General features: G+C 35.6%; 11 protein-coding genes and 1 pseudogene. 8 read left to right on the forward strand and 4 right to left on the reverse strand.

Features of this window, described 5'->3' with window-relative positions; all coding sequences use genetic code 11:
• The first annotated feature begins 30 nt into the window (after positions 1 to 30).
• Positions 31 to 294, forward strand: coding sequence for a type B 50S ribosomal protein L31 (locus I589_RS14385; RefSeq protein ID WP_010767024.1), 264 nt, complete (start codon positions 31 to 33; stop codon positions 292 to 294).
• Between the two features lie 118 nt (positions 295 to 412).
• On the opposite strand, the gene I589_RS14390 is transcribed toward I589_RS14385, so the two are convergent.
• A complete protein-coding gene (locus I589_RS14390) occupies positions 413 to 1,579 on the reverse strand; it encodes an ROK family protein (protein ID WP_010767025.1) in 1,167 nt (388 codons plus the stop codon).
• Between the two features lie 403 nt (positions 1,580 to 1,982).
• Between I589_RS14390 and I589_RS14395 the strand changes: the two genes are divergently transcribed.
• Genes I589_RS14395 through I589_RS14415 form a run of 5 tightly spaced genes read left to right on the forward strand, consistent with a single transcriptional unit; the run spans position 1,983 to position 6,549 of the window.
• Positions 1,983 to 4,052 (forward strand): glycoside hydrolase family 31 protein, encoded by a 2,070-nt coding sequence (locus I589_RS14395; protein WP_010767026.1) that lies wholly within the window; start codon positions 1,983 to 1,985, stop codon positions 4,050 to 4,052.
• Positions 4,053 to 4,832, forward strand: coding sequence for a PTS mannose/fructose/sorbose/N-acetylgalactosamine transporter subunit IIC (locus tag I589_RS14400; RefSeq protein WP_010767027.1), 780 nt, complete (start codon positions 4,053 to 4,055; stop codon positions 4,830 to 4,832).
• Positions 4,819 to 5,631, forward strand: a complete 813-nt coding sequence (locus I589_RS14405; protein ID WP_010767028.1) for a PTS system mannose/fructose/sorbose family transporter subunit IID — start codon at positions 4,819 to 4,821, stop codon at positions 5,629 to 5,631. Before I589_RS14400 ends, I589_RS14405 begins: the two co-directional genes overlap by 14 nt.
• A 15-nt stretch (positions 5,632 to 5,646) precedes the next feature.
• Entirely contained in the window at positions 5,647 to 6,129 is a 483-nt protein-coding gene (locus I589_RS14410; RefSeq protein WP_010767029.1) for a PTS sugar transporter subunit IIB, read from the forward strand.
• 18 nt (positions 6,130 to 6,147) lie between these two features.
• The gene (locus tag I589_RS14415; RefSeq protein ID WP_010767030.1) at positions 6,148 to 6,549 is read left to right on the forward strand and encodes a PTS sugar transporter subunit IIA; all 402 of its coding nucleotides are present in this window, start codon (positions 6,148 to 6,150) and stop codon (positions 6,547 to 6,549) included.
• 180 nt (positions 6,550 to 6,729) lie between these two features.
• On the opposite strand, the pseudogene I589_RS14420 reads toward I589_RS14415, so the two are convergent.
• Positions 6,730 to 8,151, reverse strand: a pseudogene (locus I589_RS14420) (family 1 glycosylhydrolase).
• Positions 8,152 to 8,252: 101 nt separating this feature from the next.
• On the opposite strand from I589_RS14420, the gene I589_RS14425 reads away from it, so the two are divergent.
• Complete coding sequence (locus I589_RS14425) at positions 8,253 to 9,104, forward strand: MurR/RpiR family transcriptional regulator (RefSeq protein WP_281169482.1); 852 nt, start codon at positions 8,253 to 8,255, stop codon at positions 9,102 to 9,104.
• Positions 9,105 to 9,274: 170 nt separating this feature from the next.
• On the opposite strand, the gene I589_RS14430 is transcribed toward I589_RS14425, so the two are convergent.
• Positions 9,275 to 10,726, reverse strand: coding sequence for a helix-turn-helix domain-containing protein (locus I589_RS14430; RefSeq protein WP_010767034.1), 1,452 nt, complete (start codon positions 10,724 to 10,726; stop codon positions 9,275 to 9,277).
• A 467-nt stretch (positions 10,727 to 11,193) separates the two neighbouring features.
• Between I589_RS14430 and I589_RS14435 the strand changes: the two genes are divergently transcribed.
• Positions 11,194 to 16,407: a Cna B-type domain-containing protein gene (locus I589_RS14435; RefSeq protein ID WP_016250110.1), complete on the forward strand. Its 5,214-nt coding sequence runs from the start codon at positions 11,194 to 11,196 to the stop codon at positions 16,405 to 16,407.
• A 94-nt stretch (positions 16,408 to 16,501) separates the two neighbouring features.
• On the opposite strand, the gene I589_RS14440 is transcribed toward I589_RS14435, so the two are convergent.
• Positions 16,502 to 17,278: a helix-turn-helix domain-containing protein gene (locus I589_RS14440; protein WP_010767036.1), complete on the reverse strand. Its 777-nt coding sequence runs from the start codon at positions 17,276 to 17,278 to the stop codon at positions 16,502 to 16,504.
• Positions 17,279 to 17,327: the final 49 nt, after the last annotated feature.

Genomic DNA, 17,327 nt, shown 5'->3' on the forward strand with positions numbered 1-17,327 from the left:
AATGATTCAGGGCAAAGGAGCGAACGAAAGATGAAAGAAAATATCCATCCAGAATATCATCCAGTAGTATTTATGGACTCAACAACTGGTTTTAAATTCTTGTCAGGTTCTACAAAATCTTCACAAGAAACAGTTGAATGGGAAGACGGAAATACTTACCCAGTAATCCGTGTCGAAGTCACTTCTGACTCACATCCATTTTACACTGGACGTCAAAAATTCACACAAGCAGATGGACGTGTGGACCGTTTCAACAAAAAATACGGTATCAAAGACACAAACGCTGCAGAATAAGAGACAAGATAAAGAAGCCATTCTTGAAGGAGGACGGCTTCTTTTTTTGGTTCAATGTGAGAAAGACTTGCTAAGCTAGCTAGTTCCCAAAATAAGCTATTTTTCTGTTTATGCTAAGCTAGAGTATATGACGATGGTTTACTAGTTTTAACTGCTCTATATTTAAAAAAGCTTGTGCTGAATGAGCAATTGCTCCGTAAATTACGGGATTCCATTCAATTGGACTTTGTAGGATATGCACTTTTTTTGTAAAGCGATTAATAAGTGAAGATTGAATGATAGTCACAATATTTGGAATCTTTTTTGTTAAGGTGCTATTTAAAATAACGAGTTCAGGAGCATAGAGCATAATTGTGTTGTTAATCGCAATGGTTAGGTAGTTGGCGTATTTTTCAATGATTGTTACGACATCTGCATCCCCAATATTATACAAAGCTGCGACGACATCAGAGTTTACTTTTTTCAGATTTTTTTTCTCACTTATTTCCTGATAAATGACCTTTGTCGAGCAATACTGTTCAAGACAACCTGAATTCCCACATGGGCAAGGACGACCGTCAGGAAATAAAATCATATGACCTAACTGTCCAGCATAGCCCATATTACCGATTTCTAGTTTCCCATTTTTCACGATACCAGCACCAATTCCACTATGCAGACTAATCGAGATTAGGTTTTCAAACTCTGAAGAAAAAGTATACTCACCTAGAGCAGATAAGTTTGCTTCATTTTCAACACTAACGGGAAATGAGTACATGGCGTTTAACTTTTCAATGAGATTCATTTCTGAAAGCCTGTAATAGGAAGTGGTAATGATAGTATTATTCAACACCTGTCCTTGAATTGCAATGGTCATGCCAATCACACCGTGAAAAGTAGAGGGTTCATCTTTTCTCAAAGTAGTCACAATTGATTCAATATAATCAAATACATTGCTGTCATCTACTTTTAAATCATTAAACTGGAGTCTTGCAATTTCACTTCCATCAAGATAAGAAATCATTGCGTCAATATAATCATAGCCCAAATCAATTCCAATAATTAAAGCAGATTTTGCATTGAAAGTTAACAAAATAGGTTTTCTTCCTCTTGTATTTGCTTCTCCGATTCTTTGCTCAATGACAAGATGGTCATCAATTAGTTTTTTTATAATGGAGGAAACGGATGCTTTATTTAAAAAAGAAACTTGACTAAGTTCGGCTCTAGAAATTTCTCCGCTTTTAATTATCTGATTGAGAATCTTTGCTTCATTTTGTTCCCGGATTGTATATTTACTAGATATCATGGTGATACCTCCTTATCAGGATAATTAGTTTGTTATGCAAACAATTTTAAATTTTTATGAGTAAAAACGAATAGAATAGCTATTTAAACAAATGTATAAGAGACAATCAGTTTCCATATACAACACCTATTATACCAAAATAATCTAAAATAGATAGTTGACTTTTCTTAGAAAGTGTTTTATATTTTTCATGTAATTAGTTTATCGTGCGAACTAATTGTTTTTTAATTTTAAAAAGGCCTGCTTTTAAAATAGCTATTTTTTCTTTAATTAGTTTATCGTGTAAACAAATAAGGATCTAACAGGTAAGTTTGTCTCTTGAAAATGTTGACAACGCTTAAAGGACCAATTTTCAATAGACTGACTTTGAATGAGATTCAAGAATGTAAGGAGAGAATAATTTTTGATTAATGTATATCCAACGTATTTTTCTAGAGTTTTCGATGATGAGTTGTTAATCGTAGAAGCTTGGGGAGAAAATGCTGTAAGGGTCCGTTCATTTATAGATATGAATTATAAGGAACGCTTAAATGCTCTGACACAAGAAAGTAAACAAGGAATTGAAAAGGTATCCATAAATGAAATAGAAGGCGGCATAGAGTTAATCAATGGAAAAATGAGAGTTGTGCTAGATCACCGTGACAGGCTGACGTTTTACAACGAAAAAGGAGAAGTATTATTAAAAGAGTATATTCGGTTACGTGCAGTTAAGCATGATGATGGAGCAGAGGATGTTGGAACAGTTGAAATTACGAAGGACTTCAACTCTACGTTAAAGCTGAAATCTAGAGAATATCAATCAAATTACTCGAACGATTTTAAAGTAACGACAAGATTTGAACCAAATCCTCAAGAAAAAATATATGGGATGGGGCAATATCAACAGACCTATTTAGATCTTAAAAATACGGTCTTAGAGCTTGCGCAAAGAAATTCTCAGATTTCTATTCCATTTTTTATTTCAAATATTGGTTATGGATTCTTATGGAACAACCCAGGAATTGGGGAGGTTTCATTTGCCAAAAATATTACTAGATGGGAAATGTATTCGACTGATTACATTGATTATTGGATTACAGCTGGTGATGAACCGAAAGAAATTTTAAGAAATTATTCAAATGTAACTGGAAAAGCCCCCAAAATGTCTGATAATCTTTTGGGATTATGGCAAAGTAAGCTAAGATATCGAACAAAAGATGAGCTTATGGAAGTTGTAAAAACATATAAAGAAAAAGGAATTCCTCTTTCGACAATTGCAATTGATTATTTTCATTGGCCAAAGCAAGGAGAATATCGGTTTGATGAGGATTATTGGCCGAACCCTGAAGAAATGATTAAAGAGCTTAAGCAAACCTATCAAGTTGAACCTATTATTTCTGTTTGGCCTACAGTGCAGACAGATGCAGAAAATTATAATGAATATCTTGAAAATGGTTATCTTGTAAAAGTAAATCGTGGGGTCAGATTAACAATGCAAATTCAAGGAAACACAGTTTTCGTGGATATGACAAACGAACAAGCAAGAAACTATGTTTGGAACTTGATTAAAAAAAATTATGTAGATAAAGGTGCTCGCTACTTCTGGTTAGACGTTGCGGAACCAGGCTATTCTGTCTATGATTTCGATAATTACCGATATAAAAAGGGAACGGATTTGCAGTGCGGGAATATTTATCCTATTGATTATTTGAAAATGGTATCAGAGGGTCTGACAGATGAGAAGCCAGTCGTTACACTCGTTCGAGGAGGGTGGGCCGGAGCACAAAAATATGGCGCACTGCTTTGGTCTGGAGATATTGATTCTAGTTTTGAAGCCTTTCGAAATCAAGTGAATACCGGGTTGAACGTAGGGATGGCGGGAGTTCCTTGGTGGACAACAGATATTGGAGGATTTCATGGAGGAAATCCAAATGATTCGGAGTTTAGAGAGTTGTTGATTCGATGGTTCGAGTATGCAGTATTTTCACCTGTATTGAGAATGCACGGAGACAGATTACCACATAGCAAACCATTATCAAATTCTGGTGGTGGGTCAATGGTCACCGGAGCCCCCAATGAGATTTGGTCATATGGTGCTGAAGTAGAGGGAATTTTAAACAAATATATAAAAATTCGAGAAGCTCTTCGTCCTTATATATCCAAACTGATGGAAGAAGCTCATCTTTTAGGCGATCCGTTAATGAGAACTCTATTTTATGAGTATCCAGAGGACTTACATGCATGGGAAGTTGAAAATACGTATCTTTTTGGAGCAGATTTATTGGTCGCTCCAATAATTAATTATGATGAAACTGCTCGAGAAGTGTATCTACCAAAAGGTGACTCATGGATAAATCTTTGGACAAAGGAAACATATGATGGAGGACAAACGATTCAAGTAACTGCAAACTTATCGGAAATACCTGTGTTTATAAGAGAAAAAGGAAAAGATAAATTTGATTTATTAGTTAAAACCATTGAGGAGGAAGTATAAATGGAAGCAAATATTTTTCAGCTATTGTTAATTATATTATATGGATGCTTTATAAATTTTGAAAAAAATTCGACAATGTTTGGCACGTATCAACCAGTAACTGCAGGGTTTGTCACAGGTTTAATTTTAGGTGATGTCACAACAGGACTTTATATTGGAGGTACTCTTCAATTACTTTCTTTAGGAATAAGTAATTTTGGTGGAGCATCAATTCCTGATTATCAAACTGCGAGTATTGTTGCAACATTTATTACAATTACCACGGGTCAAGAGGCCTCTGTTGGTATTTCTATAGGGATTCCAGTTGCATTACTCATGGTTCAATTGGATGTTATTCGCAATACTATTGGGATTTGGATGGTTCATCAAGCAGAAGCAGGAGCGAAAAAAGGAAATTATGGAACAATTACAAAGATGCAAATGTTTGGTGTTTTTCTGACCGCAGCAACTACAGGTATCCCGGTTGCTTTAGCAGTTATTTTTGGCCCATCATTAATCAATACAATATTAGACCATACACCAGAATGGTTGACTAACGGCTTAACAGTTGCTGGTGGCTTACTTCCAGCAGTTGGGATTGGTTTGTTATTAAGATATTTACCTGCAAAAGAATATTTTAGCTATTTAGTTATCGGATTTGTCTTGTCTGTTTATATGAATGTACCTTTGTTGGGTGTCGCATTAATCGGAGGAGCAATTGCTTTAATTTTATTCAAAAAGAATAGTAAAGAATCAAGTATGGTTACTCAGACTGTAGGAGGAATGGATGAAGATGAATAATTCAGTAAATACGAATGTCGATGAAAAAACAAAAAATAGTGTCTTGTGGCGATGGTTTTTTACTAGTTCTGTTTCCTCAAATTATGAGAAAATGCAAGCCTTAGCCTATTGTTATGCAGTATTGCCATTTTTAAAGAAGGCCTATAAAAATAAACCAGAAGCTTTACAAAATGCAGTTTTAAATCACCTACAATTTTTTAACACCAATCCATGGGTAGCTCCATATATTTTAGGTATCAATGTAGCGATGGAAGAAAATGCAGATGAAAATACCGAAGCAGCCGTAACATCAATTAAAACTGGTTTAATGGGACCTGTAGCAGGATTAGGTGATAGTCTATTTGTCGTAATTCCTTGGACAATTTTTGGTGCGATTGCAGCAAATATGGCAATTGATGGGAGCCCTGTCGGAATATTTTTATGGATTGCAGTAAGTGTAGCCTTAAAGATGCTAAGTATTCCATTATTCAAAGCAGGATATACCTCGGGAACGAAGCTTATATCTACTATTGAAAAGAGCTTGAAAGTTTTGACGGAATCTACATCTATTTTGGGTCTAATGGTAGTAGGAGCACTTATTCCCTCAGTTGTGAAATCAACGATTGCTTTGAATTTCAAACAAGGAGATTTTACAATGAAAGGACAGGATATACTTGACCAAATTATGCCAGGTTTAGTACCTGCACTTTTAGTCGGATTCGTTTTTTGGGCGTTAAAGAAAAATGTGAAGCCTATTTATCTAATACTAGGTGTAATGGTGTTCTCGATAATTCTTGCGGCATTAGGAATTTTAAAGTAAAGGAGATAAGTAATTATGGAAATGAAAGGAATTAATAATATTCGAATAGACGATCGATTGATTCATGGACAAGTTGCAACTATGTGGAGCAATAAGTTAGGCGTAACTCGTTTGATGGTGGTTAATGATGAAGTAGCCAATAATGATATTCAAAAACAAGTTTTGCGGATGGCAGTCCCAGCAGGAATTGCTTCTTCTATTATTTCTACAGAAACAGCAATTAAAAATATAATCGCTGGAAAGTATGAAGGACAAAATGTTTTGCTAATCGTGAAGTCACCAGTAGACTTACTGGCTTTTTTGGACAATCAGCTGTTGCTAAAGAATGTGAATGTAGGGAATATGTCTAGTAGAAAACATACGACCGTTTTAAGACCTAATATTAGTGTGACAGAAGAAGAACGACAAGCTTTTGAAAAACTATTAGACGCGGGAATTGAGATTACCACAGTTATGACTCCTGATGATAAAAAAACCTATTTAAAAGATATTTTATAGAAATGAGATAGAGTAAGAATGAAAAATGAACTTATTTTGATGAGTCATGGAATGATGGCAAAAGAAATGCTGAACTCAGCAAAGATGATTTTGGGAGACCAAATTGATTATCCTGTAGTCTGTATGAGTCCAGAAGACGGAATTAATGGAACAAAAGCTAAACTAGTAAAAATACTTGAACAAATTTCAGGAGATAAAAAGATTATCATTTTGGCTGATTTAATGGGTGGAACACCAGCTAACGTTGCCTCGATGGCAGCTTTGGAGGATTCACGTATAAGCGTTGTAACTGGCATGAATTTGGGTATGATTCTTGAATCATTTTTCTCACTTGAGGAAGAATATTTAGAGAAAAAATTAATAGAAATTGGTATACAAGGAATTTTGAAGCCTCAAGTACAAGAAACAGAAGATGAATAAAACATATAAAAAGAGGAAACTTTATGACGAAGTTTCCTCTTTTTATTAGGTCTTAATCCCACTAAACTAGCCAATGATCAGACTTTTAATCTAATAAAATCCATAAAAATCTACATTTGTACTATCAAAACAACCGATTTGCTTTTTTACAAAATGAATAGCGAAAATAATTAAGTAGCTCTACTTCAAAGAATCAACATTTGTTTCAATCACTTGTTTATACCAATTAAAGGATTCTTTTTTCGAGCGATTGAGTGTACCTAGTCCTGCATCATCTTTATCAACGTAGATAAATCCATAACGTTTGCGCATCTCGCCAGTTCCAGCCGAGACGATATCAATGGATCCCCAAACTTGATAGCCAAGTAAATCGACATGGTCTTTTTCAACGACATCAATCATAGCCAAAAGATGTTTTTTTAAATAATCGATTCGGTAGCTGTCCTCAATGGTTCCATCTTCATTTAATTCATCGATTGCACCGATACCATTCTTTACGATGAATAGGGGAATTTGATAACGGTCGTATAAACTGTTCAAGGAGTTTCTTAAGCCAATGGGATCAATTTGCCAACCACACTCAGTCATATCCAAGTATGGATTTTTTACTCCACTGGATAAATTTCCTTCTGCTTGTTCAATATCTCCACCGATTCCTTCAATACCTGAGAAATAATAACTAAATGAAACAAAATCAACGATCCCTTCAGATAAAATGGCCTTATCACCTAATTCAAATCGAATGACTCCACCCAATGATTCAATATAAGATAGACAAGTATTCGTGTATTTTCCTCGAACATGTACATCGCCAAAATAAAAGGTAGGTAATAATTTATTCCGAGCTGCGATTTGGTCTTCTGGATGACAAGTTGCTGCATAAGTACAAGGATACAATAGCATGCAGCCGAATTGAAAGTTGGGATTAATTTTTTTTCCTTCAATTATAGTCAATGCACTAGCAACTAATTGATGATGAACAGCTTGCAACATCGTATTCACTTTATTTTCATTTTTCTGATATAAAATCCCCGCCATATGCCAAGGAGTAGAGGCGATGAATAATGCATTAATCTCATGAAAGGTTAACCAGTAAGTCACTTTATGTTTGTATCGTTGCATCACTTTTTTTGCATAGCGGACAGATAATTCAACTAATTTTCTATCTCTCCATGCACCATATTTTTTCACAAGATTTAAAGGCAATTCAAAATGATGTAAGGTAACAACTGGCTCGATGCCATACTTTAGACATTCATCAAAAACATTGTCATAAAATTGCAATCCAGCTTCGTTAGGTGTTTAGTCATCTCCATTAGGAAAAATCCGAGCCCATGAGATGGAGAGACGAAAGCTTTTAAAGCCCATCTCTGCAAACAACGCGATATCTTCTTTATATCTATGATAAAAATCAGTTCCTTCGTGACTTGGATAATAGGATTCTGAGTGAATAGACTCGTGAATTTCACGTGGTTTCTCATGTTCAGACCCCATTTCAACATCATTAATCGTTAGTCCTTTTCCACTCTCTAAATAGCCACCTTCATATTGGTTTGCAGCTGTTGCACCACCCCATAAAAAATTGTCTCTTAGCTTCACTATTATCTCTCCTCTGTCATTTAAATTAGAAAGTTACTATTTGTTCCTCTTCAAGATGTATCGCTAGATCGGGGAATTTCGCACTGTTTGCAATTATTGATTTAATCGAACAAACTTTTTCAAGCTCAGAAGATGAGGCTGTGAATTATATTTTGTCTCAAGGGTATAATGTACATCATTTAACATTGAAGCAAATGTCTAAAGAAAGCTATACCTCTTCAGCAACCTTTGTACGAGTGGCTCAAAGACTTGGATTTACAGGTTGGAATGAATTTAAGGTAAACTTTTTAAAAGAGATTACCTACTTTGATAGACAGGCAAATATGATTGACTTAAATATTCCGTTTGATAATACAGATTCAGTTCTAAGTATTGCTAATAAAATTACAGAGCTAAAGAAAGAATCATTGAATGATACGATTGAGCTGCTTTCGTATAAAACGTTACAAACCGCTGTGGATATGTTGAATGATGCTAGTGAAGTTAAGGGATTTGCAAGTAATGTTAATAGTTTATTGGCAGAAGAATTTCAATTTAAGATGAATCGAATTCAAAAACCGGTTTTATTAAGTTCACTTGAAGGAGAGCATATTTATGACGTATTAAATATGAAGGAAGGAGCAGTTGCAATTGTCATTTCTTATAGTGGAAGTAGTAAAAAAATGGATGAAATCATGCAAACACTTCAGTCTAAGAAAATCCCCATCGTTGCAATAACGAGTTTAACAGAAAACCTGTTAACTAGACAAGCAGATGTTGTATTGCATATGGCGACTAGAGAGAGTGTGTATTCTAAAATAGGACAATATTCCACAAACACTTCTATTGTGCATATTCTTGATATATTGTATTCCGCTGTTTTTGTTAAAAATTTCAAGAAAAATATGGAACATACGATTGAGACTTCGAGAATTGCGAACTATCGAAGAGCAACCGCGAAACCGATGGAAGAGTAGTCTTGGAGGGAGAGTCCGTAAATAATTGTCAAAAAGATAGAGGGAAGTTTGTCTTTTGAAGAGACAACAAAACGATACGAGAAAAATCCTCTTCTTATAAAATGCTTACGAACAGAATTTTATAAGAAGTGTTTTCTCAATTTTTTATAGCTATCCTTTAATTAATATCTTTATTTTGAAGTTTTGGCTAGTCCTTTCTGCTCAATGATTTGCCATAAGCTTATTTCTATCTGATCATAGTCTGAAGTGGTTAAGTTCATCTTTATACAGAGGTATAGTGGTGTAGTGCTGACTTTTATATCATAAGAAGAGACAGTGCCTAAAATTAGATCTGCCTTGGCAGCCTCGTCAACGAAAATAAGATGAAAATTAGCTCCAAAACGGTTAAATACCTGAAGTCGAATATAGGTTTTTAATACATCAGGCAAATCATATATATGGAGATGGACTCTAAAAAACATGGATTCTACAGGCATTAAGTGTAGGCAAAAAAGAAAATTAACAGTTTTTAGGTACTGAAAATCTGATTCTGGAAATTCTTGAACAAACTGCTGCCAAAATAGCTCAAATCGATTGAAGAAAAGAGGAAAAGATTGTCTCATTTTTTTTTCATCAATGATATGGAAATGCTCAAATAATTCGTTATCCATTATAAAAAAAGTTCTGGTTAAGAACTGACTAATAAGGCTGTCTTTCACAAGGGAGCTCTCTGTTTGTGTTAATTCTCTAAAATTTTGTGTAAATAAATATTGCCAGCGGGTTAATTTGTTTTTTTGAAATAATCGCACAATTTGTGAATTGTTCAGTAATGTTGAATGTAAATCGGCACAATGAACAGATAAAATAAATAGTTTCCAGTCATAGAACGACCAATCTGATAAGAAATCTGGTTTGTCTAGAACATCAATATGGTCAAAATATAATTCATGCTCTGGTTCTGGATAATAAGGAGCTCCTCTTTTGATGGAAAGAACATATGATAAAATAATAAAAAATAAGATCTCTCGTTGCATAGCAGAGTCACGAACATTCAAATAATCATTCAGTTGGTGTGTTAGTGATTGAAGGTCCTCGTACTCTGGAATTTCGTGCATCATTTCTGGTGTTCGGTAAATAAAAAACAACAAGGCAAATGTAACAAGACGTATTTTATTCTCCGGACCTACAAGGCGTATTTTTCTTGAAAGCGTAATCTTTAAGTGATAAAAGGCAAGGTGCTGATTTATTTCTTTTACTTTTCTTCTTAAAGAAGACTCACTTATGTAGTAGGTTTCACAAAAATTTTCAGTAGAGACATCTCTTGTGAATAAAAGGAGCATAAGGAGCTCTATTGCAATATCCTTACTTAAGAAATCAATAATAAACGGATGTAAGTGATCACTTTCATGAATAAGTTTAATGCCGTTATGATGACTGATAACTAATAGGACTTCTTCATTCTCGTAGAATTCTTGAATATCCTCCTTCAATTCGCGGAGATTCTTTTTTACTAAATACATATTCGAGTAGCCCAAGAGCATTTGCAATTGGTTTGTTGAAATGAAATCCGTTTGATTTTCCAAAATATATAGGATATCCAACTTCATCAGTGAATAAATGCTTAAGCCAAAAATACTTATCAACTCCTAATTCTTCTCGTTGAAATGTAATGTTCAACCCACATTATATGATAATTATTCCAATAAAAACCGTTATCTTTTAAAATAGACATGCTCAAAAATGAACTAACATAGTTATAGAATTCGAACATTTAGTAGCTGGAATTCTTTATATTATCACATAGCATAATGAAAGAATAAACTATTATGCATTAAAAAAAGCATAAGAATAGGCTTTTCATCAAGTGTTTGTATTAGTTATTTTAAATAACGAAAGTGTTTTTAATTTTTTAGGAATTAAAAAAAATGATAGATAAATAAGTTAAATCTTTATCCTCACGTGGTTACTTTCGTTTTGTCTAAATTGAAGGCCAATTACTAGCTAACTGCTAGTCTTTTTTTGACACTAACTTATCCATAGCTTCTTCATAAAATGAAGTATGTATGTACTTTATTTTTGTATATACGAAATGGATAAGGAGGAGTTAACAATGGATAAATGGATGAAAAGATGCTATTCCCTGTTAATGCTTGGATTACTAATTTTTCAAGCAATTGTTTCCCCAGTTGTAGCGCTGGCGCAAGAAACTATGGAAGATACAAATCCTTTAATAAGTATGAAGGACATTTCCTTTGAAAAGAACGGGGAGTCAGAGGGGTATTTAATTTTTTTGATTGTTGATTATAATAATATGAATGAAGTAGCTCAATCTGCGATAATTCATACAAATACCGCGATGAACGTAAATAAAATAGAAGATGTAACTGGAGTATCTGCTAGGATAAATCAACACGATCTTCAACTGAATATACCTGGAAAATCTTCTGGAGAAGCGAAAATCGTTGTACAGGTCGATCCAGTAAGTGAAGATAAGGAAATTATCTTTGAAAATGAAGGGAAAACGATGTCGGTTTTACTTTCAAAGAAAGAAGATAGCTCAACTAGTGAGAGGACAAAAGAAACCACAGCTTTCTCAACAAAAGTAGCATCCAAAATGGAAACAGAAGAAAGCAAACAGGACATCTCAGAAACAGCAGAGTCGGTAGCGCCGGCAGAGTCTAAAGAGACCGTACAGCCACCTATCAAGAAAAAAGAGAAAGTACAAGCAAAACGTGAGGCGATAAACTTAGTCAGCCTATTTCAAACAGGAGATAAGTTTATTCAATCAGTCGGATTTAAAGTAACACATGAGGGAAAGGAGATTGATTACACAAAAGAATTAGTCCCAGCAGAAGCGTTAATTTCATTTCAATATGGTTGGCAGATTCCGCAGCACTTATTAGATGAACGTATGATTCAAGCAGGAGACTATATCGAATTTTCGCTTCCTGAAACTATTAAAATTAATCCCGTATCTGGAAATCTTGTTTCAACATCTGGTGACGTATACGGAACCTATGAAGTAACTACTGATGGAAAAATTCGATGGACATTTAATAAAAAAGTGGAAGAAGAAAATGATATATCAGGACAAACAACTTATAGTCAAGAGTTAAAAGAAGAGAGTAATGCAGGAGATACCACAATTAAAATTCCAATTGATGGAGGTGAACAGCTCGTTAATATTCATGTGATTCCTAAAGGAGGGAACGCAATCAGCAAGCAAGGTGCGTTTAGTGCAGATAAAAAGTCTGTTCGTTGGGAAGTATCTGTTAATACAAGTTTAACACAAATGACGAATGCGACAGTCAAAGATCCTTTACCTGAAGGTTTAGAGCTAACAAAGCTAACTATCTATCCGCAATCAGTAAGTCTTGACGGGCGAATAAGTGTTGGTGAGATAGCGCTTGTTGAAGGGGAAGATTATCTGTACGATGCACAAACAAAGATGGTCACATTTAGTAATAGATATGCTAAAACAGCAGCCTCATTTCGATTAGTTTACGACACTTTAGTCAAAGATTCAGCCATCCCTTTTGAGGGGGGGGGAGTCACGTTTAAAAATAGAGCAACCTTAAACGATGGGCACACGGATTATACAGCAGATGCGACAGTAACTACAACTTATGGCAAGCTTTTAGAAAAAACACCACCGAAAGTGGAGAACAATGGTTCAGGGCAGATCTATTCGTGGCAAATTAAACTAAATGCAGGAAGTAAAAATCTTGCACCTGGGTATTATGTAAAAGACACGCTAAAAAATGACTTTCTCGAGTTCGTAGAGGGATCAATCGTTGTAAAGGACGATAAGGGAACTGTTTTGACTTTGGGAGAGGACTATGAACAGGTCATTTCAGGAAAAGACCTGACGATTACATTTCCTGATGGCTTGAATCACTTTGTTACCATCGATTACAAAACCAAATTTATAAAGATCGTTGATGGAAGCTTAGCAGAAGAAGAGAAAAAGCTGCTGAATGAAGTCGTTACCTCAGATGGTTATAAGACGAATAGCTCAGGCACATTGAAAACAGATGGGCTAATTAAATCAGCTACCGTGGACTATAACACAAGAAAAATAAACTGGACAATTGAAATCAATCGCTTTAATTATGAAATGATTGGTTGGCATCTAACGGATACAATGAGTGAGGGATTGACCTTTCTTCCTGAATCGTTTAAGTTATCAGAAAAATCGGGTGGACAATTAGTAAAGGATACAGATTATACGATAAGCCATACAGACAACACCTTTGATGTGGCTTTTATAGGAGAATTAGCCAAAGGAACAGAGAAGACCTACGTCCTTACGTATCAGACTGATTTTGAAAGAAGACAGGGGAAGTTCTCTAATAAGGCGGTTTCTTATTGGGAGGATACAACTGGAGATGCACATGAGACGACGGTCACAAAAGAAGTACCGGTGGATACAAATTATGTAATTGATGCAACAAAAGGAGGCTCTTATAACGCCCAAAGCAAAGAAATCACGTGGATGACGATTGTAAATTATAACCAAGATGAATTAAAAAATGCGACAATTGTTGATCCGATTATAGGAGATCAAGAATATGTGAAAGACTCGGCAACTTTGTATGAGGTAACGATCTCTTCAAATGGGCGGATTTCATTAGGAAAAGAAGTGCAGGGAAGAACAACTCTAGAAGGCAAGACTGTTACAGCTGAATTACCTGATGGAACCACAGCTTATGCATTGGTTTTTCGAACGACTCTGAAAGGAAAGTATATTCAAGGAAGCTATAAGAATGAAGCGACCTATACAAATGGGAATCTTACACGAGTCGTTGAGGCATCGGTTACACCAAAAGATAGTGGAAAGCTTGCATTGAAATCAGGGCAACAAGATCCAGAAAATGCGAATTATGTCATATGGCAAGTAACCGTGAATCCTTCACAATCAACGTTGAGTGAAGTAACGGTAGTGGATGAGCCATCTCCAAATCAGGTTTTGGATGAACAATCAATTTCTATTTATAAAACAACGGTTTCTACGGATGGCACGATTACAAGAACCAATGATGTACTTCAAAAAGGCAAAGACTTTACAGTTGAGATTAAAACAGATAGCGAAACAGGCAAGCAAGTAGCGACTATTTTATTTACTCAGACAATCGAAACTTCTTATATTATCGAATATCGTTCGTTGATTAATTCTGGAAAAGCTACAGATGAGCTGACAAATAAAATAGCGATAAAAGCGAGCAATGAAAAATTAATTCATGAAGACGTTCCTTCCACAGTGAAAGTGATTGTTTCTGGAGGAAGTGCCACAGGATCAAAAGCTTCTGTTACCTTGGTAAAAGTCGATAAGGACACATCAAAACCTATCAAAGGTGCTTCACTAGAGCTGTGGTCAACAGACAGTAACGGAAATAAGCAGCAGCTTATTCGCTCTGGCGTGACCGATGAAAAAGGAGAGCTTAAATTTGGTAATCTACGAGCGAATTACACATACCTTTTATTTGAAACCAATGCACCAGAAGGGTATACGGTGAGTGAAGAACTGGCGAAAGGGAAGAAACTTACTTTGGAGGAAGAAACAGAAACCTCTATCTTCCAAGAGGTTGAGATTGCAAATGAGCGTGCCAGAATTGCGTTTAAAAAAGTGGATGCTGATGCGAATACGCCTGTGAAAGGGGCCGTTTTCGTTGTGGTGAATGAAGAAGGACAATTTTACAATGGATTGAATGAAAAAGGAATGGTGGAGTGGGTTGATAAAGAAAATGACATTCACCAGTCGACAAAAGATGCATTAACTTCCAATAAAGAAGGAATTGTCGAAGTGGTTGGGTTGAGTCCAGGGGAGTATAAAACCAAAGAAGTCACTGCACCAACGGGTTATCGCCTATCAAAGACTGCCTATACATTTACCGTAGAAAAAGATGATCAGGGATTTGTAAAACTGGCGGTACCACTAGAAGCAATCAAAAACAAACGCAAAACGATGCAGATAGATGGGGAAAAAATTTGGAAGGATTATCACAATAAGTTCCAAACGCGACCAGATTCCATCACAGTCCATTTGTACAGAAATGATGTTCTCTTTGATACAAAGGAAGTCAAAGAAAGGGACGGAGAATGGACATTTACCTTTGATGAATTGTTTGTAACAGATGAGTTTTCGGTTCCTTATGAGTATCGTGTGGAGGAAGAGGCTGTAAAAAATTATGAAACCTCAGTGGATGGGTGGACAATTACAAACACTTATACGAATACGGAAACCACACAGGTACAAGGGCAAAAGCTTTGGGAGGATTATCAGAATAAATTTGAGACTCGTCCAGAAAGTATCACGGTACGGCTGCGTCAAAATGGCGAGGTGATAAAAGAGACAACAGTCAAACCAGATCAGACAGGTGACTGGCTCTACACCTTTACGGAGTTACCGAAGTATGATGAAAAAGGCGATGCCTATGAGTACACGGTGACAGAGGTACCAGTTGAAAATTATGAAGCAACGATCGAAGGTATGACGATAACCAACACGTATAGAAATACGGAACCAACAGAGCTTACTGGAGAAAAACACTGGGAGGATTATGAAAATAAATTCAACACTCGTCCAGAGAATATTACAGTACAGCTCCGTCAAAATGGCGAAGTGATAAAAGAAACAACAGTCAAACCAGACCAGACAGGCAAGTGGCTCTATACCTTTACGGAGTTACCGAAGTATGATGAAAAAGGGGATACCTATGAGTATACAGTGTCAGAGATTCCAGTTGAAAACTATGAAACAGCGATTGAAGGTACGACGATAACCAACACGTATAGAAATACGGAAACAACAGAGCTTACTGGAGAAAAACACTGGGAGGATTATGAAAATAAATTCAACACTCGTCCGGAAAGTATCACGGTACAGTTGCGTCAAAATGGCGAAGTGATAAAAGAGACAACAGTCAAACCAGACCAGACAGGCAAGTGGCTCTATACCTTTACGGAGTTACCGAAGTATGATGAAAAAGGGGATACCTATGAGTATACAGTGTCAGAGATTCCAGTTGAAAACTATGAAACAACGATCGAAGGTACGACGATAACTAATACGTATAAGAAACCGACTGAACCAAAAAAACCAACCGAACCAAAGAACCCGACAGATCCTAAAACGCCGACCGAACCAACAAAACTAAAGAAACCCGTAACGAAACAACTAACACAACAAAGTAAGCATCTAGAAAAGAAATTACCAAAAACAAATGATACAAAGAATGACGATTGGGTGTTGGGAGGAAGCGTCCTCTTGTTACTCGGTCTGCTATTACTTGTCTTATTTAATAAAAAGAAACAATGTAAGTGACCGAATAATCTAAAAGAAGATGAGATAGAAGTGTTCTCCTGTAGGAGTAAGATACTTCTATCTCATCTTCTTACTATTTTTCAAACAAAACCATCTATAAAATATGTTTTTTTCGAAATTCACTTGGGCTGATAGAAAAAACTTTTTTGAAATATTTTGATAGGTAATACCCATGTTTAAATCCAGTTAATTCGGCTATTTCTTCCATTGGCAGGTTAGTTGAAACGAGTAACTGCTGCACATTTTTTAGCCTAACATGAATAAGATATTCTTTGGGTGAAAATCCAGTTTCTTTTTTAAATAATCGAGAAAGATAAGATGGATTAAAATTAAACTGCGTACTTAAATCTTGTAAGGAAAGATCCTCATGAGAATGATGTGTAATGTAGTTGGAGAGCTCTTTGACTCTTGAATTTCTACTGGAAACTGTTGGTGAATGGATCGGTCTTTCAGAGTGTGCATCAATAAAATGAAATAAAAACAAGTCTTGAATGAAGTGTGCACGAATGAAAAAACTATAGGAAGACAAATCATAAACGTACTGCTTTAACATTTTTTCATTCATCAATAAGCGGTCTTTATCAATAGAAAATAGCCCGCTTGATGCGTGTAAATAATTTGAAGAGATTGGAAAGTCTATCCGGAAAAAATGAAAGGTCATTGGTGTAAGTACCGCTCGTTCAAACAAGGTATTTGGCGGACATACCAAAAGACAAGGACCTTGTGTTTGCCCTGAATGTTCACCGATTTTAAAAGAACAAGAGCCAGCGGTAATTAAATAAAGGACCCAGAAGTTATCTGTGTCTTTTGAAAGAGAAAAGGAGTTTTTTTTCTCCCATAAAACATGATCGATAATTTGTATTGATTCCATAATTAACCTCCGAAAAGTCAAAAAAAGCCAAAAATAGGGCTGTTTTCTA

The sequence above is a fragment of the Enterococcus phoeniculicola ATCC BAA-412 genome, from assembly GCF_000407505.1.
GTDB classification, from domain to species: Bacteria; Bacillota; Bacilli; order Lactobacillales; family Enterococcaceae; genus Enterococcus_K; species Enterococcus_K phoeniculicola.